The organism is Cellvibrio sp. pealriver, from assembly GCF_001183545.1.
In the GTDB taxonomy this organism is placed as follows: domain Bacteria; phylum Pseudomonadota; class Gammaproteobacteria; order Pseudomonadales; family Cellvibrionaceae; genus Cellvibrio.
Map to the genome: position 1 here is coordinate 1,094,140 of NZ_KQ236688.1, position 19,296 is coordinate 1,113,435.

The following is a 19,296-nucleotide window of genomic DNA, read 5'->3' on the forward strand; positions in this document are numbered from 1 at the left end:
GCTATGCAAGTGTTATTAAAAAGAACAACGTTTATTCAATGGGTGACAGTGACGGCAGTACTTTTTTCAGGGCAGTTTTTTTCAGGAGAAGTGTTTTCAGCAGAGGTGTTGTCAGAAGAAAGGTTTTCAAAAGAGCCGCTTTCCAATGTTGCTACTGCGCAAACAGACAAGTATGTGTTACCCGTGCACTACAGTGGTCGTGTATTGGTTGAAAAACAGGATCAGTTAACAACCTATACTTATTCGTGGCCCGGTGTTTATTTTGAAGCAGAATTTAATGGGCCAGCGCTGGACGTCAGGTTAAACGATACTAACAATATTCTTAATATCATCATTGATGATAAAGAACCCATAGTGTTGAACCGGCCTGGCAAGACAACGTATTCACTCAACAACCTCGGTGAAGGGCGACACAAAGTTCGTCTTGAAAAACGGACTGAAACTCACGTCGGGACAGGTACTTTTGAGGGGTTTTATGTAAGCGCTAAAGAAAGCGTCTTAGCGCCTGCATCGCGGCAGCGAAGCATAGAATTTATTGGCGATTCATTTTCCGCTGGTTACGCTAACCTATCCACAAGCCGCGAATGTGATGGCGAAGCGATTTTTAGCACAACCAACACACATCAGACATTTGGCGCACTCACTGCAAAACACTTCAATGCCGACTATCAAATCAATGCGATTTCTGGCAGTGGCGTAGTGCGTAATTATAATGGTGCTTTTCCAGACAAAAACTTTGTGCAGTTTTATCCTTATACGATACTTGGCGATACAACGAATAAATACGAAAGCGCGTGGTCTCCGGATATTATTGTTCTGGAACTTGGCGGAAATGATTTTGCTACACCCTTGAATCCGGGTGAAAAATGGAAAAACCGTGAAGCCCTGCAACGTGACTATATAGAAAACTACACGGCTTTTATTCTTGATCTGAGAAAGAAAAACCCGCGAGCAGGTTTGATTTTAGTGGTGCCCAGTATGGGGTCAGACGAGTTGCTTCAGCAGCATACGAAAGTGAAAGAACAGTTGAAAACCCGTGGTGAAACCAGAGTGCAATTGCTCACTACTGGCCCCATGGAGTTGACGAGCTGCCACTGGCACCCCTCGGTAAAAGATCACCAAGCAGTGAGTCAGATGCTGGTTGACTTCATCAACGCGACCCCTGAAATCTGGAAAGGGAAATAATCTTTCCCTTTAATGCGGTAGATGCTCTTGCCGGTATTCTGAAGGTGTTTGGCCTACATGTTTTTTGAAAAAGGTGTTAAATACCGATTTACTGTTAAATCCGATATCCAAATAAATGTGGGTGATGGTTTTGGATTTATGCTTTGGATCGGCCAACATTTTTTTGGCTTCTTCAATTCGATAGCGGTTAATAAACTCATAGAAATTGCTATCGAAATGGCGGTTAAACACCAGAGATAAATCGCGCGATGGAATTTTGAGCGTCTCGGCGAGCATGTCTAGTGTTATATCTGGCTGCAGATAAGGTTTGTGCTCGCGCATCATGGCATCGATTTTTTCGGCAAATCCGGTGTTGAGTAGTTTTTCCTCCGTTGGCTTTTTAAGCGGGTCTTTTTGTTTGATGGTCACAAAACCGGAGAAGTAGCGGATGCTGGTGAATACCAGCGCAAGCACCAGTACAAAGACGACGTAATAACCCGTTAACCCAATCACTTCAAACCAGTGCGGGTGAAAGCCTATAAACAGGTGAAGTAATTTTGCGCAGGCAAGTGCAGCTTCGGTAACGGTGATAATCAAAAAGCCAATCACTAGTGATATCAACCAACGAATGTCTACCCGTTCAATATTTGAGTGAGTTGTTTTTAATTGGTTGCGATATTTGGCAATCAAGACCAAACACGCCACACAATAGCCAATACGTCCAGCCTTACATAAAAAATCGACCAGTAAATAGCCAGGGCTATACATGTAGATATCGTCATCAATCAGCAGTATGCGCTCTTCCAGACTGTGCGTATAAAAGGTGAGCCCGAGGAACAGGGCAAATAATCCCAATGGGATTAAATGCAAAGCATCGCGTTTGTGTAAGGTGAAATCGTGGTAGACCAGTGATTTGATATAAAAATAAAGCAGGGCTGCATCCAGATAATAGCCAAAGCCTATCCATAAAAATAAACGGGGATAATTATTGAGCGCGATCATTTTGAAATCGGCACCCCATAAAATCAGTTCATGGATTGGGATAAACGCATGCGCCAACAAAAAAGCCGCAAGAAAATAATTGCTTTTATTGGCTGGAGGGTTAGTGACCAAGAGTAAGACGGCAAAGCAGGCACACTGCAAAGCCGTCATCATCAATACCAGATCGTGGATATTAAATACGGTTTCGTTCATAGCTGTGGTTGATCGTGTGTAAGTTATTGTTGTAATTCAAGTTGCCAGTATATGCCAAGCGCTCTTTCCCAACGACATAAACTTATCAAAGTTTATGTCGTTTTCTCATGTAGTGCTGTGCCTTGTTCAATTAAGGTTGAAATTTTTCGTTGAAATAAGTCTGACAAATATTGCATGCAACATTTCTTTACAGTTGCGCTCTCAAATTTTACAAATTTTCTAAGTCGTTGAGATGTCTGGGAAATTATTGCTTTGAGCTGCTTCCCACTTGTCGGGTTCGAAAAGATGGGAGCGGAATCGTTCATCCTGAAGTTTATTCGAACGCGCTTTTGATGTGTCGTCACTAGTATAGGGCTGCGTATGATTTTGCCGGTGCTAGCGTCGGTATTACAAACAATAATTCGCTTTAGAGGTACTTCTGTGAACATACAAAAACTCACTATTAAAAAAATACTGTTGGCTGCGTGCATTGGGTTAAGCAGCACCGTATCGCTGATATCTACAGCGAATGCCCAACAAAGTTATTTGCGCGCGGATGGGCAATACATCGTCAATGAACAAGGCGAGAAAGTGCTATTGCGGGGCATGGGTTTGGGGGGCTGGATGCTACAAGAAGGTTACATGCTCAAATTGGGCAATCTTGGCCAACAACATGTCATGCGCGCAAAAATTGAAGAGTTGATAGGCGCAGAAGCAACACAAGAATTTTACGATGCATGGCTTGCTAACCACACCACCAAAGCGGATATCGATGCAATGGCCAAGTGGGGTTTTAACTCGGTACGTTTGCCAATGCACTTTAATCTCTACACTTTGCCAATTGAACAAGAGCCCGTAAAAGGGCAGAACACCTGGTTGGAAAAAGGCTTTGAGATGACGGATCAATTGGTTGCTTGGGCGAAAGCAAACAATATGTATGTGATCCTGGATTTACACGCTGCACCGGGCGGGCAGGGCAACGACTTTGCCATTTCAGATCGCAATCCCAATACGCCATCGCTTTGGCAGAGTGAAGCCAACCAGCAAAAAATGGTTGAGCTGTGGCGCAAGCTTGCGCAACGTTATGCCAATGAACCCACGATTGGTGCTTACGACATTATCAATGAACCTAACTGGGGTTTTGAAAGTGCCGATGATAAAAACGGTTGCAAAGAAACTAAAAATGAACCGCTAAAAAAATTAATGGTGGATGTAACCAAAGCCATCCGCTCGGTAGATAACAAGCACATGATTATTATTGAAGGTAATTGCTGGGGTAATAATTACGCCGGTGTATTGCCGCAATGGGATAACAACATGGTGCTCAGCTTCCACAAATATTGGAACAACAACACCCTTGGCGATATTAAAAGCCATCTCGAATTACGCGAAAAGTACAACATGCCCATTTGGCTGGGTGAGTCGGGGGAAAACTCCAATCTGTGGTTTACCGACGCGATTACATTGGTTGAATCCCAAGGTATTGGTTGGGCGTGGTGGCCGCTGAAAAAACTCGGGTTCAATAATCCTTTGGAAGTAAAACCTAACGCAGGCTATTTGGCGTTGGTTGATTATTGGAATGGCAAAGGCGAGAAACCATCCGCAGCGGTAGCCAAAAAAGCGCTGATGCAATTAGCGAATCACGATATCCGTTTTGAAAACACGCAATATCACCCAGAAGTGATTGATGCGATGTTCCGTCAAACCTATTCCAAACTGAATATGCCTTTTAAAGAGCATCGCATTGCCAAATCAGGCGGTAATCTTGCCGCGGTAGATTACGATATGGGGCACAGTGGGATCGCGTATTTTGATAAAGATTCCGCCAATTACCATATCTCTGCCGGCAGTGAGCGTATGCCTTGGAACCGCGGAACGACTTACCGCAATGAAGGCGTCGATATCGCGTGGGATGACGCTAAAAAAGCTTACTTCATTAACCATATCGAAACCGGTGAGTGGACTGAGTACACCATCGAAGCCGATAAAGCGGGTAGCTACACATTAACTGCCCAAGTTAAATCCACAACGGATACCGGTCGCATCGCCGTCAGTGTTAATAATGCGCCTTCGGCGAGCGAAGCGGCCATTGGCCAATCTGATAAATGGCAGTCGGTTGCTGTTGGCACAATTACTTTATTACAAGGCACCAACAAAATTCGGATACATGCCAAAGCGGGCGGCTACGAATTGTTATCCCTGCAACTAAAACGCTAAACAGTTCAGTAAAAACCAACGTCTCTCCGCGACATCGTTTATCGATCTAGCGAACTCATTGGGAGCCATATGGCTCCCTTTTTTTACGCTGTTTTTTTATTTTGTGTCGAAATGTCATAGAGTCGAACGACTAATGAATACCTCTTGTGAGGTTAAATTCATAACCGTCAATACCTATTTAAAGGAGTACAGATATGTCTAACCCGGCCAAAAATACCATTTGCCTATGGTACGAGCGCGATGCCGAAGAGGCTGCACGTTTTTACGCATCCATATTTCCCAATTCTTATGTGACCTCTGTCAATCTGGCTCCTGGAGATTATCCATCAGGTCAGCAAGGTGACGTGTTAACCGTTGATTTTACTGTGATGGGTATTCCATGTATCGGACTCAATGGCGGGCCTGCATTTAAACACTCGGAAGCCTTTTCATTTCAGGTTGCCACCCAGGATCAGGCGGAAACGGATCACTATTGGAATGCGATTGTTAATAACGGTGGTGCAGAAAGTGAATGCGGATGGTGTAAGGATAAGTGGGGAATCTCCTGGCAGATCACCCCGGCAGTGTTGATTCAAGCCATTACACATCCTGATCCTTCAGCGGCAAAACGTGCATTTGATGCAATGATGACTATGCGAAAAATTGATATTGCGACAATAGAAAAGGCACTTCGTGGCTAGCACGCGTGCCGATTCACGTTTGGCGCAACATGGTACATTTTTCGATTCACGTCGAATGCCGCTGCGCCATTGTTTGCCCAATTTACAGTGTTGCAGCGGAACTGTTACCCAAATCCGCAAGGAGAGTTGTCTCCATCACAATTTTTGTAACGATATTTCGCATAACAACCAAAAAACTGTTTCAGATTACGCGCACGAAAGTGGGAAGCTCTTATTGCTCAGGTTCGACTTTATGATCTTTATGTTTATATTAAAAATGCTTTGATCTATTGGTTTTTTTTGATTCTTTTCATTCTTTGAGTTTTTATTACTTTTTTTTATACTCGTTTTCGTGCAACAGCGGCTGTACACAAAAATAACAAAAACACTGGGCACATTTTCGGTTTAATCATCTGATGTATCCCTTCCCGTATGGTGTTTACACCATGCGCCAGCGAGGCTTTATCTGGAGAAAACCATGTCTAATCAAATAGTAGAAGCAAATTCGGCGATCAACCTCAGGGTGCTGATGTGGTTATATTTGTTGGCGGCCCTGTTTTTTTCTCAATCTGTATTCGCAGCATCTGGTCACACTGTCCTGACAGGAACGAGTGTGAAATTTTATGTGACAGCTGCTCCTTGGGCTGATGTGCATTACACCGTAAATGGTCTCAACCAGCAAAATATCCGCATGACTGCAAGTGGGACAAACCATGAGTACACAGCAAGTGGTATCGCTACCGGTTCAGTGATTCGCTATTTTTTTACCATCGGCGATACCAGCGGTGGAGCAACCGATACTGCCTGGGTTCAATTCACACTGACAAATCCAACCACACCACCACCGTCTGGCGTTGCGCGTTTATACCAGCACTGCAATTACGGCGGCACAACGGCCAGTTTGAACGTAGGCAGTTATACGTTGAGCCAACTGCAAGGATTGGGTGTGCGTAACGATGATGTGTCATCACTACAGGTGAACAGCGGTTACGAAATCCTGCTTTATCAGCATGATAATTTTGGCGGCACTGTGATCACCAAGTCGGGCAACGATGATTGTCTCGTCAACGATAATTTTAATGATGCGGCCAGCTCCGTTGTTGTACGTGCAATCAATACGACTAATCCGGGCACACCTGGCACTGCCAACGGTACACACAAGCGTTTAAAAATTATTAATGGCTGTGGCGATCCCATGTGGGTGCAATGGTTGACTGCACCGGGCGTTACCTTCAACGGTGCCAATCGTTTGCGATTGCCAAGCCTTGGTAGTTCAGTGGAATACGATATTCCCGATAAAGGTTTGCCCAGTATGCGTTTCTGGCCAGGTTTTGGCTGCGATGCCAACGGCCATAATTGTCGGGTAGGCGCGAGCGGTGGCCCTGCAAGTTTAGGTTTTACTTGTCCTGCTGGCGGTTGTGCACCACCCATCGATTCCAAATTTGAAGCGTCATTTGGTTGTATTCCTGGTGTAAGCGACGCGCAATGCGCACAAAACCCTTCTGCACCAGGTACGCCTTTGGGGCGCGGCGACTGGTGGAATAACAGTTTTGTAGATGGTTACACCGCGCCCATGAAAGTGGTGGTGAAAGGTAATTGCCCGGTAGGGCCACAGCCTGCACCTGTGTTTGGTCCCGGTGGCCCTCCTGGTGGTGTAATTGATTGCTCGACAATCCGCATTTCCGATTGTCCGACCAATGAAAATTTGAGCACAGATGGCCGTTATCCTGCGCTTGCGAATGTGAATTTAATTGCGACGAATCCAATCACAGGTGCACAAGCCGGCTGCTATTCACCTGCTGCGAAACTCACGTATCGCAATTGGCCATCGACTACGCCGATATACAACCCGGCAGATCCCCAAGCGCAGATGTATACCTGCCCAACGCCGCCTATTTCACCAGAGCAGTGTATGGCGGGGCCTGCAGATCGCACCAAGTATCGCAACATGGTTCATTCCCATTGCGATACCTATGCCTACGCCTATGACGATGGAGTAGGGCTATCCAGTTGCCCTGCAGCAACCAACTTAGTGTATGAAGTGACCTTCTATTGCCCACGTTAATGCCATGCACAAGGTGATATGCATAATTTATAAAAAATATTTTCTGGATGAAAAGTGTGAATTAAAAGGAAGGATAAAAACCTGTGCGATGTTTATCGCACAGGTTTTGTTGTTGAGGGGGGCACAATAAAAAAAGTAGTAATAACAAAGTGGTGAAGCATGCAGATCTTTCAGCGATGCAAAACCATTAACTCATCAATCTTGATAAAGGTACCCGTAATGAATAATAAAAAGTTAACAGGATGGAAATACCTGTCTGCGTTATTTTGCGCCTGCATTGGTTTTTCATCAGCAGCACAGGCAGTGGTCTATCAAGCAGAAAATTACAACGCGTTTTACGATACTACACCGGGTAATACCGGCGGTGTTTTCCGTGGTGATGCTGTCGATATCGAAGCAACTAGCGATACCGGCGGTGGCTATAACGTGGGTTGGATCGAAGCGAATGAATGGCTTACGTACAATAATTTATCGATTCCAACAACGGGCAGCTACACCATCCGTATGCGTGTGGCATCGCCAAATGGTGCAACCGCGTCAGCGGATTTAAATGGCGGCGCTATTGTGCTGGGTGATTTTATTATTCCGGCAACAGGCGGCTGGCAAAATTGGACAACGGTAACACGCACCGTCAACATCAATGCAGGTACTTATAATCTAGGCGTTTTTGCAAAAACTAACGGCTGGAATTTTAACTGGATTGAAGTCGTATCAAACGGATCGGGTACTGCACGTGCAACAGTATTCCAGCACTGCCCATACACCGGTTGGTCAGTTGGCTTGGATGTTGGCTCATACAACCTGGCGGCGTTACAAGCGCGCGGCTTTGTTGATAATGATATGTCATCCATTCGTGTGTCTGCCGGTTATGAAGCAGTGCTGTATCAAGGCGATAACTTTACCGGTACATCACGTGTTGTCACCGCTGATGATGATTGCCTGAATAACGAAGGGTTTAACGATAACGTGACCTCTGTTGTGATTCGTGCTGCGTCTAACAGCCGTCCACTTGTGTTTGCAGATGAATTCAACAGCATCAACACCGCGAACTGGACTTTTGAAACCGGCGGTGGCGGTTGGGGTAATAACGAGCGTCAGTATTACACTGGCGGGCAAAACGCATTTATTCAGTTCGATGCACAAGCTGGTAGCAATGTGTTGGTGATTGAAGCTCGCCGTGATAACCCTGCGAATTACAATTGTTGGTATGGCCGTTGTGAATACACATCAACCCGTATGATTTCGCGCGATAAAAAAACCTTTAAATATGGTCGTATTGAAGCGCGTTTGAAGTTGCCACAAACACAAGGTATCTGGCCTGCATTCTGGATGTTGGGTTCTAACCTGGGTTCAGTAGGTTGGCCTGCCTCAGGTGAAATCGACATTATGGAGCACGTCGGTTTTGAACCAACGACTACTCACGGTGCAATTCACGGCCCAGGCTACTCAGGTAATACACCATTCATGGGTACGCATAATTTAGGCGAGTATGTGGATGTGAATTATCACGTGTACGCTGTTGAGTGGGATACCAATGGCATTCGCTGGTTCCGCGATAACATCCAGTTCTATTCGGTTACTCGCGCACAAGTACAAAACTATGGCGCTTGGGTATTTGATAATCCATTCTTCTTATTGCTGAACGTAGCAGTAGGTGGAACCTGGCCAGGTAGCCCGGATGCAGGCAGTGTGTTCCCGCAACGCATGTATGTGGATTATGTGCGTGTTTATCAATAATTTTATTGATCATGTTTGATTCAAATAAAAACGGCAGCTGAGGCTGCCGTTTTTATTACAAGCAAAAAACTAGCGCGCCGTTACCTGAAAAACTCCTGCTAATTGATGAAGCTTGGTTGCCGTATTTTTTAACCTGTCTGAACTGATGTGCAACGCGCGAACGACCTTGTTCATCGTCTGGCTTGCACTTGCAACTTCGCGTACATGATGTCCATGTTGCTGGCTATTACTGTCAATATGATGAATGATGTTAAACATGCGCTCGACAATGTGATGCAGCTGCGAGTTATCAGTTGAGGCTTCTTCTGCGAGGCGCAAACCGCGGTCAACATCGGCAACGCTTGCTTCCATATAGTCTGCAGCCGATTGTGATTCCTGACGAATCTTTTCAATTTTTTCACCAATTTCCTGTGCGACAACCGCTGTCCTACTGGCGAGATTACGCACTTCTTCTGCGACTACAGAAAACCCGCGCCCGTATTCACCTGCACGTGCCGCCTCAATAGCAGCGTTCAGAGCCAATAAATTGGTTTGGCTGGTAATATCACTGATTTGCGACACCATATTGCCAATTTCCAGTGTGCGGTTATTCAGCGTGTGTATCGTGCGTGCTGAGGTATCCACTACATCACGGATACTTTGTGTGCCGGTGCGCACAGATTCAAATTGACTGCGCGCTTGTTCTACAACGGCTTCCATTATTTTTTTCATATCGCTGGCTGTGCCCGAGGCATTGCTGATTTCCTGCAATTGGTTGTGCATCAGCTCCAGCATTTTTTCCATTGAGTTAGATACATGGTGAGACGATTGGTTTGCCTCGGTGTTGCGCTTTAACAAGCTATCGCTATTTTTCATGACTTCGTCAGCGGCTCGGATAACTTCACCGACGATATGATCAAGGTTATCGATAAAACTGTTTGTCCATTTTCCCAAATCGCCGGTTTCATCATTGGCCAGTTTTCGTGTGTCCAATCGCTGTTGTAAATTGCCACCGCCTTCGGCAATAGTGTGGATCACCTCGGTCATTTTCCCAAGGCGTCGCGCCAAACGCCGTGGTGCGCGTTGTTGGAAAATAACGCCGCCAATAACCAGCGCAAACAATGTCAGCAGGTTAATTACAAAATGTGACCATGCCGTAAACGCATGAAGCCCCGCGTTCAATAAAAACGCACTTCCTACGCAGGCCGCATAAATATTCATAAATTTAAAGGTGAGTGAGCGGTGGCGATACACTTCTTCCAGATCTGCTTCACACATCATTCCCCATGTGTCTGGCGATCCAGGCAAATGAAAGGTCACCCCTTTACCAATCACAGGAATATGACGGTAATCCGAATAACCCGGATAGGTGACAAATAAATTATTGCCTTTGCGAATAGTTTCGCGCACGCCCGGGTGTAAATCCTGTGTGGCGGGGTCGGTAAAACGAATTTCAAATTCAGTGTGCTGCCGTATTTTTACCACGCCCCAATCGGTGTTGACTCCGGATTTTAAATTTTCTCCATGGGTAAATGTATCGTCTTCAAAGCGCGAGCGGGACAGGGCGGTGCCGGTTTTAATGGCAGGATCAAAAACCGATTTCACCATAAATAAATAATTATCCCCGGACTCGCTGAAAATATGTCCGGCCTCACGTTGGATCAAATCGCCAAGGACATCATTTGGAATTCGCGCGCACAGACAACCTTTATCGCCTGCGGTTAATTCAATTGGCAAATAAAACATCAAGGTCACTTGATCATGAAATGCAGAACTGCGTTTTCCTATCGCCAGCGTTTGTTGGTCTTGATAAGGGCCATGTAAAAAGGGTGCAGATAAGCCTGCAGACACTGCGCGGGAATTTAGATCCTGTTTTCCTACCCGCTGATGGTAAGTTGATGAAATAACAACACCCTGTTCATCAATTAAAAATAATTCTGTGCAGTCGCCCATGGTTTGCCAGGTTTTGCGCAAGATGGTTTCTGCCGCGTCATCCAATAATTGTAATTGGCTTCTGCAAGACTCCAATTGCGCCCACTGCCGTTTTACCCATTGTTGCAACAGCTTAATACGGGTATTGGCGATACTTTCAAAGGTCTGTTCCATGATGGGATAGCGCTTGTTGTTCAACCAGCAAGCCCAACCCATCGCTAACTTTCCGGTTTTTCCTGACCATTTCAGCCAGCCGCGCTCTGCGGGCGATAATTGCATTAAATCGCTGTGTAAATGCATAGTTCTTCTTCACCTGTTTCCAGAGTCTGTAATAGTGGGATATTGCTTTAATTGTTGTAATAGGTGCCACGCAGAATGTGTGCCAGCTCGGGAGAGCACTGTTTATGCAGGTTTCAGCTGATAATTGTGATAATTGAGGCCAAAAATGGTGCATTTAACTGATTTATTTTGGTGCTTGAATTCCAAAATGGTGCAAATGAACGGTGTAAGAAAATACGAGAGGAGACTGAAAAATGAACAACAGAAGGTAATATTTAAAAATGGCTGTTGTTGTCGAGGCGTAAATTATTGATTTTGCTTTTGCCCAATAATTTCAACAGAAGGCCACGCAGGAAGCGCAGTGCTGGATAAAAAATATGCGACAAGGTTTTTGATTTGAATAACCAATAATTGATTCGATTGAAAAAACCGGAGCGGCTGCTGATCAACGCCAACGCGTGGATTGCATCAGAGCCGTAGTAAAGTTGGCTGCCCATTTTCAAAACCATGCCTTGGTCAATGTCCCAGCCTAATGCAGTAATTTCATCCATCACTGCACTGGGTTCGCGTGCATCCTGCAGAATTAATTCGCCAATATCTTCACGAATACGCACCACCTGACAATAGTTATCGCAGGCGGGGCATTCTTTGTCGTATACCAGGATGATAGGTGCGGCCATGATCTTGTTTAGATTGCGGTATCACGAGTGCCATTTAATTCGAGCAGCTCAGCGACTTGTTTTTCAAGTACTTCAATACGCTGTTCAAGAGAATGGATTTTATCTTCCAGCTCTACGCGTGAGTCACTGCTGGTCGATTTGCTAGCTGCTTGTGCGGCAATTGCGCTTAAGTCCGGTTGCCCGCAGAGCAGGTGAGTGTAGCGGTCCTCGCGTTGACCAGCTTGCCGTGGTATGTGGATAACCAGCGGTTTTGTTTTTGCGCAAAGTTGCTGCAGCTTTTCTTCTAACGCACGCGGCGACTCAAACTCAAACATACGTTGGGTGCGCGTTAAAATTTCCGATACCGTTTGCGCACCGCGCAGTAGCAACACAGTGAGTATTGCCTGGGTTGCTTTATCGACACTGAGTACGCGTGTCAGGCGCTGGTCATAGCGAGCGGCGCGGGTTCCATAATCTACCGTTATGAATTGACGATCTTGTAATTCACTTACGCAACGCTGGACGGTGCCATTATCGTAGTTGCTGACGGGTTCACGGCTGGTTTTTTGGTTGCAGGCCAACACCAGGCTATTGAGTGTTAAAGGGTATTGATCTGGTGTGGTCAGTTGTTTTTCCATTAGCGAGCCTAATACGCGCGCTTCTATGGTATTGAGTACTGGCTCATCTGCAGTGGTTGTACTGGTAGGTTCCATAATGTCTCAGGCTTCGTATTGGATAAAGGCTTCTGCTTCTTCGTAGATCACTTCATCAATCAATTGCTCCAGATTTTTATCTTTGCAATCAATCACTATGTCTGCGTATTGCAAATAAAGCGGGCGGCGTTCGGCATACACATCGGCAAAGGTTTGGTTCGCCGGGCGCGCTATGCCGCGCGTATTCATGTTGTGAATCCGGCTCTCCAATATATTCAGTGGTGTGTCTAAAAAAATAATGGGGCCGAAGTGTTTTAAGTGTTGCATGGCGGCGCTGCTATAAACAGCGCTGCCACCTGTTGCAATAATATGGTTGGGATACTGCGCTTTTAGCAGCACTTTTTCTTCTGCTTCGCGTAGCGCGAGATGGCCTTGCTCGTTGAGTATATCTTGCAGGGTTTTACGATGTTCCAATTGGATCAGTAAATCGGTATCGACAAAATCTTTGGCAAGGCTTTTGGCCAACAACAAGCCCAGTGTGCTTTTTCCTGCCCCGGGCATGCCAATCAAAATCAAACTTTGGTGATAAGGATTCATAAGCTTGCTCCTGCAATAGATAAACAGCGGCGTTACAAAGCAAACATCGGTAGGAAAGGTGAGTGATGGCCCTCCGAGTCTGTTAACTATAGCCGATCAACTACCTTTCGGGGTTAGCTATTGCACAGGTCTTCAAACGCATCCACTACGTATTCTTCATCCTCTTCGGAAAGCTCCGCCAGATCCATAATGCAGGGTTCGTTGATACCGAGTACCTCTTCGATCTCTTCAAAGGGGAGGTGGGCATCCAGCGCGCGTTTGACGTATTGTTGCACGGCTGTGTGAATTGCACTTTCATTACCGCGTGCGGCTTGCAGTTCTGTCACTGTGGAGTTGGTCAGCCATTGGATAAAAGCAGTGTGCTCTTGCTCGGAGTTATTGGCGTTGGCGTCGTAGTTCAAGATAGTCCCCTATATCAATTTATGTATATGGGGATTATAAAGGATTTATCGCTAGACGAGCGCAGTATCTTGCAGGTCAATTTGGTGCAGCAAGGCACTGCATTGGCTGAATGCAGTTTGTTCATGTGAAATATTTTCTACAGCTCGTTCCATCAGGTTTTTTAAATGAACTAATTGATCATGAATTTGATCCTGCATTACGCTGATTTCAATCAGTGACCAGCCTTCGTTGTTATCCTGCTCCTGGGGATTGCGGTTACGTAAATTAGATAGCCAGTCTTCCTGCTCTGGTTGCAGTATGCCGCTACGCACCACAGAAATAGCAAGTCTGCCCATAACCGCACTGATTGAGCGGATGATCGGGGTTTGAGGGAGCGAAAATAATTGTTGGGAAAGGCTGCGCGCATTCGCGAACTGCTGGCGCAATTTTTGTTGCCGATTCAGCAGTGCCTCTACTGACGGTAGCTCTAATAAATTTTCATGTGGTGCAGGGGCTTCTTTAAATAAAACAGTAGCTGCATCATAAACAGATTCAAAATAAATGTTATCGCTGAGTTTGAGCGCCGCTAACAACATGCTGTGCGCATGTACACCATAATCCTGATAGCGGCTGTGATTAAAAATAATATTGTCGGTTGCGGCAATAATTTGGCTGACAATCGAAATTTTGTCTCCGAATAATTGACGTGGATAGCCGGTTCCATCAATCCGCTCGTGGTGATCAATAATAGCCTGGCTAATTTCCTTGGGAAGTCCGGGTACCATCGCTAAGAAACGTTGCGCAATAAGCGGATGAGCTTGTAATGCTTTCCATTCATGAGCGCTGAACCCATGGCTTTTCTCGCGCAACTCCGAAGCCAGATAAAGAAACCCTACATCGTGAAATAAGCCTGCAATAAAGGTGGCCTGTATTTCTGGCAGGCTGAGGTTCAGTTTTTTGGCAATTGCAACACCGGCAAGCGCGCTGAATATTCCCTGGAAATAAATATGCTGCGCACGCAATGCCATTACCGTTAAATTTTGTTTGAGGAGTGGATATTTCTCATAAAAAAGGCACGCAATGCGCAAGGTTTTTTGATAACTCTCATTGTTGGTGACAGCGTACAAACCCGGTAAGTTTTTGGCGAATTTATTCAGGTATTCAAAGAGCTGATGCGCATCAAGACTATTGGCGATACCAACGCATTGCTCAAGTGGTTTTATTAACTTGTGTTGCAGAAGAATTTGTGAGCGTTTTTCATCCAGCGAAGCACCTTCGGAAAGAAGTAATACCCCTTGCTGGTTAAAAATGTCTTGCGTAGTAATGACCGGTTGCTTCTTATTAACTTCAATGAGGTTCAAGCAATAATTATTTTGCTGGCTATCAGTCATTACTCTATCCAGGTGCTGTAGGCCTTGCTTGGCACGAGATGCAATATCGGGAAGCAATATTAAGATGCAACATTAAGCCTATGGGTGTTGTGTTAGAGGATAGAACATCAAAAAGATAATGCCAGAAAAAGCTTATTAAATATTTGATTTATAGTGTTTTTATCTTAACGAACGCTGTAATGGAGTGGTGTAATAAGCTGTAATTGCTATGCCAAAGTGTATGTGATGGGGCCACTAATTGGCCCCATGTGATTACGGTTTACGTTATTTAGGTTCAAGTTCTGCAGGTAATAAATAACAACTACGCCGTTATTTTTTTAATTGGGCTGTCCATTCAACAAGTGAGGCGAGCTGTGCTTTGATATTACCCTGAATTTTTTCATCGACCAGATTGCCGTCAGCATCGAATGCATTAGTAAATGCATTGGCAAACACTTCCGGTTTGTTGAGTGGGTGTAAATTCAAGTACACGCAGACTTGGCGAAGATGGTATTGCGCACGCGATGTGCCCATGCCACCTCCTGCGCCCATGAGTGCGACTGGTTTTCCATTCAGGAGAGCATTTTCCGGTTCGCGCGATGCCCAGTCCAATGCATTCTTCAATGCAGGCGCAATCGAATAGTTATATTCGGGGCAACCTAAAATCAGGGCATCTGCAGTCTGTAATTGCTGCAGTAATTGCACCACGGACGCAGGTTTTTCAGTGAGGTCTGCATTGTAAAAAGGTACAGCAGAGAGGTCAGCTATGGTGATGGTACTGCCTGCCGGGGCATTGGTTTGTGCGTAGCGCAGTAATCCCATATTGGTCGATTTTTTACGTAGACTTCCACAAATAGCCAGTATGTTCATGTCGTTACTCCTGAATTCATATCGTTATACCTGGATGAGGTGCCAGCTTCAGTTATTTATCGCCAACAATCAATTCACTGTTTTTCAGATGTGCGCAAAGTTATGCAAAACCACCGCCCTGTTTTAAAAACGGCAGTATCCGCAGGCTGATGCGATCTTGCGGCAAGCTGAGTAATCGATCAATGCATTGATGCGGCGATAGATATTCATCGTAGTAGCGAATAGCGCCTTTTGCGATAGTGGCAATATCGCGCTCACTCATGTTTATGGCCATCTTGATGACATCGACCAGATCTTTTTCACCTGAAAATACCAAACAGTTTTTCCCATCCTCAAGGGCAGGAAAAAACAGCTCTGGATATTGAGTGATGGGAATGGTTCCAACGGCCATGGACTCGACCAGATTGTGCGACATAGGATAGCGCACTCCCGGGCAGGCAATAAAAAAGCGGGATTGTGCCAGTGTGGATAGCCACTGTTCAGGTGCAACTTTGCAGTGACGGTTATTCATTACCACGACACCGGTGTGCGTTGTTTGTTTCAGTTGGTTTAGTTCGGCTTGATTGTTCAGTTCGCAGTAGTATTCGTGATCAAGTGTTGATGAAAGTATTTGTAAAATCTGTGCACGGCTTAATTTATTGTAAATAGTGCGGATGGATTGCTTATTGTATTTATCGGCTTTTGCATCACCACCAAAAAAAATTTGCCATTGGCGTGTTTGGTTTTGATAGCGCGTTAATTGCAGATCCTGTTTACACGCATAAATGGGCGAAAACATAGGAAATGGCATAGGAAAGCATGCGTCAGTAGGTTGATAGCCCGGTTGGTAATTGATATTGATAATTTTACCTGCGCGACCGCCGAGACCCGAATACATTTTATCGGTGACTAACACATATTCGCCGCGCAGCTCGCGCTCATTGCGTAAAACTGAAAACGCTTCTTGCAAGCAGAATTGCTTGTGTTTTTCGCGCATGTTTCCCAGTACTAAATAGTTTTCCCTAAAGACGGGATAAAAACCTGCACGAATAAAAAAAATAAACAGGCAATAAAAACGTCGCCCTTGGGGGCCGTCTATTCTGGAATCGCGAAAATCAAAAACGACCAAGGGTTTATCCTGTGGGATTAACCGATTTTGTTGGTGTAACCAACGTCGATATTCCACATAACGCTGAGGATAAACCAGGGATTTATAGCGTTGCAGGGTGCCATCCAATTGGTGCCCCAACCTGGACATGGTGTTCAAGGCCATCATTATCAAATCTGCCTGTGTGGTTAGATAGAGGGCAGGTTATGTCGCGGTTGTTACAGGCTGGTTGCAGTAGAGGAGATAATCGCAGTGGGTATGTGAAAAGGGTGCTGCCGGGGCAATGGTGATGCCGCAGTTACTCACTGCGGCAATCAAATCATGAGTGAGCTTTTCTGGATTTGGCTTTGTGGGCGGTTTTTCCCAGCGCTGATTTGGCCGGTATCCCGCTATTGATGATCATGAGTTGGAAGGCACCAAAGAAAATGGCCATCAGCCCAAGCAGGGCGGTGAATACAAACGCGCCGCCATCCGCGACAAAGTACATGGCAACGATCAATAAGAAGCCAAAGAAAATAAAACCAATGCCTAGTTTTTTTTGTGTATGCATGTGTTATTGCCTCGCTAGTGATTGAGTTACATCAATGAAGTATTGGCAAAAGTGTGAAAGATCAGCCGACTTTAGGGGTCTTTATTTGCGGGAGGGCTACCATCACTGCTGAATAATGTTAGCACTAGCAACACAATATGCACGCTATAAAAAAGAAAATCATTGTGGGTCATAGACTGGAGCCTGCACCGCTTTTTAGATTGGTTTTCTGTCGATAATCCTATGAAAATCAGGGAATTAAGGCTTTTAAATAATTATTAATAAATATTAATAATGCGCAGGCCAAAAGAGGTGCTGGTTATACGTGCGCGCACTGGACAAGCATTACAGCAACTATTAAGGTCACTGCAGTTTTTTGTGTGAATCAGTCTTTGTGGATGCGTTATGTCGGAATCTGTGCAACAACCCCTCGCGGGTACAAAGCAATATTTTGTGAATGATTGGCGTGTGTGTACCCGCACCAATGTATTGACGCGTGGTGATACCCGGGTTGAATTGGAAAACCGGTTGGTATTACTGCTGGTGTTTTTAGTTAACCATCAGGGGGAAGTGTTAAGTAAAGACCGCATTATTAAAACTATCTGGCAGGGCAAGGTGGTGAACGACGATAGTTTGGCGGTTGCAATAAGCCATCTGCGCAAAGCCTTGGGTGATAATTCCCGTACGCCAGAGTACATAAAAACAATTCCCGGTGTTGGCTATCAGCTCATTGCCACTGCAGGTGTTTATTCAGCGGCAGATGATCCGGAGCAGCGCGCCGCATTGGTTGCTTTGGTGGCTAAGCGGCCTTTCGCCAATATGGTGGAGCGCAAAATTGGGTTGCTCATCCTGGCGATGTTTATTGCGATGGGTTTTGTTGCCGGCTATCTGTACTGGAAGACAAAGCAACTACCCGACCAATCGGTTGCGCCTGTACTGTCTTCGTCTCAACTGGATAGTGAAAGCCAGCAGCGTTGGGAGGCAGCCCAACAGCATATTGCCAAATGGACACCGGCATCATTCAAACTGGCGATTCAGGAACTGCGCACATTATTGCAGCAAGTGCCAGACTTTGCGCCTGCCTATACCGCAATGGCAAATGCCAAAATCAATTTGGTACCGGACAAACTTACGGATGTCGATCATTGTGTAGAAATGTTGGGCTTACTGAATAAATCCCTATCACTAAATGCACAGCAGCCAGATGCATTGGTAATGCGCGGCAATATCCTGTTTTGGTGTGCGCGTGATTACGCTGCGGCGGAACGTGATTATGTGCAAGCAATGCAGCTTGCTCCCAACAGCGACGATGCCCCGATGCAATACGCGCAACTGTTATTGGCTCAAGCGCAATTTGAGAAATCATTGCAGTATGTTGATAAATCTAGGCAATTAAATCCGCTCAATTATTCAGTGCCGACAGTCGTCTGGATTTATCAGATGCAAGGGCGTGATGATCTTGCGCTGAAAGAGTTGCTGCGTATTGATAGCGCAGAGCCGGGCGATCGACACTTTCACATTTCTGCGCAGCGCGTTTTTGCTCGCCTTGGGCGCGAGCAGGAGTCTTTCGAGCACTGGTTATGGCTGATGCGTGATTCTGGTTACAGCGAAACCGACCTACAGAATGCGCAATCGGTGTTCGCATCAGGCGGTTTAATTGCAGTGAATCAATGGCTGTTGGCGCGACAAGATCAGGTTGATCTTGGGCAATATTCACCGCCGTTATCCTGGGCGCGTTATGCCATTGCAGCAGGTGATTTGGACCGCGCTATGCAGTACTTGGAGCAAGCATTTTCTGCAAAACAGTTACCTTTGTTATGGGGAAATGTAGATCCTGCTTATGACCCGGTGCGCAGTAATCCGCGTTTTCAATTGTGGATGCAAGAATTACAACGGGTTGAACCTATTCACTAAGCATTCTGGTGTTGAACAGGTTTTTATAGTT

Annotated in this window: 16 protein-coding genes; 6 read left to right on the forward strand and 10 right to left on the reverse strand. The window is 45.6% G+C overall.

Annotated elements, in window-relative coordinates:
- The first annotated feature begins 3 nt into the window (after window positions 1-3).
- Window positions 4-1,185, forward strand: a complete 1,182-nt coding sequence (locus VC28_RS04525; RefSeq protein WP_049629600.1) for an SGNH/GDSL hydrolase family protein — start codon at window positions 4-6, stop codon at window positions 1,183-1,185.
- A gap of 9 nt (window positions 1,186-1,194) precedes the next feature.
- Here the strand turns inward: VC28_RS04525 and VC28_RS04530 are convergent, their stop codons facing one another.
- Window positions 1,195-2,358, reverse strand: a complete 1,164-nt coding sequence (locus tag VC28_RS04530; RefSeq protein WP_049629601.1) for an AraC family transcriptional regulator — start codon at window positions 2,356-2,358, stop codon at window positions 1,195-1,197.
- Window positions 2,359-2,778: 420 nt separating this feature from the next.
- Between VC28_RS04530 and VC28_RS04540 the strand changes: the two genes are divergently transcribed.
- The 4 genes from VC28_RS04540 (at window position 2,779) to VC28_RS04560 (ending at window position 9,015) form a co-directional block, all read left to right on the forward strand.
- The gene (locus VC28_RS04540) at window positions 2,779-4,554 is read left to right on the forward strand and encodes a cellulase family glycosylhydrolase (protein WP_231591649.1); all 1,776 of its coding nucleotides are present in this window, start codon (window positions 2,779-2,781) and stop codon (window positions 4,552-4,554) included.
- A 194-nt stretch (window positions 4,555-4,748) separates the two neighbouring features.
- On the forward strand, window positions 4,749-5,234 hold the full coding sequence (locus tag VC28_RS04545) for a VOC family protein (protein ID WP_049629603.1): 486 nt from the start codon (window positions 4,749-4,751) through the stop codon (window positions 5,232-5,234).
- Window positions 5,235-5,691: 457 nt separating this feature from the next.
- Window positions 5,692-7,278 (forward strand): thaumatin family protein, encoded by a 1,587-nt coding sequence (locus VC28_RS19260; protein WP_049629605.1) that lies wholly within the window; start codon window positions 5,692-5,694, stop codon window positions 7,276-7,278.
- 219 nt (window positions 7,279-7,497) lie between these two features.
- The gene (locus VC28_RS04560) at window positions 7,498-9,015 is read left to right on the forward strand and encodes a family 16 glycosylhydrolase (RefSeq protein WP_049629606.1); all 1,518 of its coding nucleotides are present in this window, start codon (window positions 7,498-7,500) and stop codon (window positions 9,013-9,015) included.
- Window positions 9,016-9,084: 69 nt separating this feature from the next.
- On the opposite strand, the gene VC28_RS04565 is transcribed toward VC28_RS04560, so the two are convergent.
- The 9 genes from VC28_RS04565 to VC28_RS04605 all read right to left on the reverse strand — a co-directional run bounded on the left by VC28_RS04565 (window position 9,085) and on the right by VC28_RS04605 (window position 17,372).
- Entirely contained in the window at window positions 9,085-11,226 is a 2,142-nt protein-coding gene (locus VC28_RS04565; RefSeq protein WP_049629607.1) for a methyl-accepting chemotaxis protein, read from the reverse strand.
- Between the two features lie 254 nt (window positions 11,227-11,480).
- A complete protein-coding gene (locus tag VC28_RS04570; protein ID WP_049629608.1) occupies window positions 11,481-11,885 on the reverse strand; it encodes a DCC1-like thiol-disulfide oxidoreductase family protein in 405 nt (134 codons plus the stop codon).
- 8 nt (window positions 11,886-11,893) lie between these two features.
- Complete coding sequence (locus tag VC28_RS04575) at window positions 11,894-12,577, reverse strand: YceH family protein (protein WP_049629609.1); 684 nt, start codon at window positions 12,575-12,577, stop codon at window positions 11,894-11,896.
- 6 nt (window positions 12,578-12,583) lie between these two features.
- Window positions 12,584-13,114: a shikimate kinase gene (locus tag VC28_RS04580; RefSeq protein WP_049629610.1), complete on the reverse strand. Its 531-nt coding sequence runs from the start codon at window positions 13,112-13,114 to the stop codon at window positions 12,584-12,586.
- 113 nt (window positions 13,115-13,227) lie between these two features.
- The gene (locus tag VC28_RS04585; protein WP_049629611.1) at window positions 13,228-13,515 is read right to left on the reverse strand and encodes a hypothetical protein; all 288 of its coding nucleotides are present in this window, start codon (window positions 13,513-13,515) and stop codon (window positions 13,228-13,230) included.
- 51 nt (window positions 13,516-13,566) lie between these two features.
- Window positions 13,567-14,886, reverse strand: a complete 1,320-nt coding sequence (locus VC28_RS04590) for an HD-GYP domain-containing protein (protein WP_049629612.1) — start codon at window positions 14,884-14,886, stop codon at window positions 13,567-13,569.
- A 309-nt stretch (window positions 14,887-15,195) separates the two neighbouring features.
- A complete protein-coding gene (locus tag VC28_RS04595; RefSeq protein WP_049629613.1) occupies window positions 15,196-15,735 on the reverse strand; it encodes an NADPH-dependent FMN reductase in 540 nt (179 codons plus the stop codon).
- 100 nt (window positions 15,736-15,835) lie between these two features.
- On the reverse strand, window positions 15,836-16,990 hold the full coding sequence (locus VC28_RS04600; RefSeq protein ID WP_049629614.1) for a glycosyltransferase: 1,155 nt from the start codon (window positions 16,988-16,990) through the stop codon (window positions 15,836-15,838).
- A gap of 151 nt (window positions 16,991-17,141) precedes the next feature.
- Window positions 17,142-17,372 (reverse strand): hypothetical protein, encoded by a 231-nt coding sequence (locus tag VC28_RS04605; protein WP_049629615.1) that lies wholly within the window; start codon window positions 17,370-17,372, stop codon window positions 17,142-17,144.
- Window positions 17,373-17,756: 384 nt separating this feature from the next.
- Between VC28_RS04605 and VC28_RS04610 the strand changes: the two genes are divergently transcribed.
- Entirely contained in the window at window positions 17,757-19,265 is a 1,509-nt protein-coding gene (locus VC28_RS04610; protein WP_049629616.1) for a winged helix-turn-helix domain-containing protein, read from the forward strand.
- Window positions 19,266-19,296: the final 31 nt, after the last annotated feature.

Excerpts from the sequence above, each read along its gene's own strand:
- VC28_RS04525 (WP_049629600.1), top strand. The coding sequence starts at position 4 with ATGCAAGTGTTATTAAAAAGAACAACGTTTATTCAATGGGTGACAGTG.
- VC28_RS04530 (WP_049629601.1), bottom strand. The coding sequence starts at position 2,358 with ATGAACGAAACCGTATTTAATATCCACGATCTGGTATTGATGATGACG.
- VC28_RS04545 (WP_049629603.1), top strand. The coding sequence starts at position 4,749 with ATGTCTAACCCGGCCAAAAATACCATTTGCCTATGGTACGAGCGCGAT.
- VC28_RS19260 (WP_049629605.1), top strand. The coding sequence starts at position 5,692 with ATGTCTAATCAAATAGTAGAAGCAAATTCGGCGATCAACCTCAGGGTG.
- VC28_RS04560 (WP_049629606.1), top strand. The coding sequence starts at position 7,498 with ATGAATAATAAAAAGTTAACAGGATGGAAATACCTGTCTGCGTTATTT.
- VC28_RS04565 (WP_049629607.1), bottom strand. The coding sequence starts at position 11,226 with ATGCATTTACACAGCGATTTAATGCAATTATCGCCCGCAGAGCGCGGC.
- VC28_RS04570 (WP_049629608.1), bottom strand. The coding sequence starts at position 11,885 with ATGGCCGCACCTATCATCCTGGTATACGACAAAGAATGCCCCGCCTGC.
- VC28_RS04575 (WP_049629609.1), bottom strand. The coding sequence starts at position 12,577 with ATGGAACCTACCAGTACAACCACTGCAGATGAGCCAGTACTCAATACC.
- VC28_RS04580 (WP_049629610.1), bottom strand. The coding sequence starts at position 13,114 with ATGAATCCTTATCACCAAAGTTTGATTTTGATTGGCATGCCCGGGGCA.
- VC28_RS04590 (WP_049629612.1), bottom strand. The coding sequence starts at position 14,886 with ATGACTGATAGCCAGCAAAATAATTATTGCTTGAACCTCATTGAAGTT.
- VC28_RS04595 (WP_049629613.1), bottom strand. The coding sequence starts at position 15,735 with ATGAACATACTGGCTATTTGTGGAAGTCTACGTAAAAAATCGACCAAT.
- VC28_RS04600 (WP_049629614.1), bottom strand. The coding sequence starts at position 16,990 with ATGATGGCCTTGAACACCATGTCCAGGTTGGGGCACCAATTGGATGGC.
- VC28_RS04605 (WP_049629615.1), bottom strand. The coding sequence starts at position 17,372 with ATGCATACACAAAAAAAACTAGGCATTGGTTTTATTTTCTTTGGCTTC.
- VC28_RS04610 (WP_049629616.1), top strand. The coding sequence starts at position 17,757 with ATGTCGGAATCTGTGCAACAACCCCTCGCGGGTACAAAGCAATATTTT.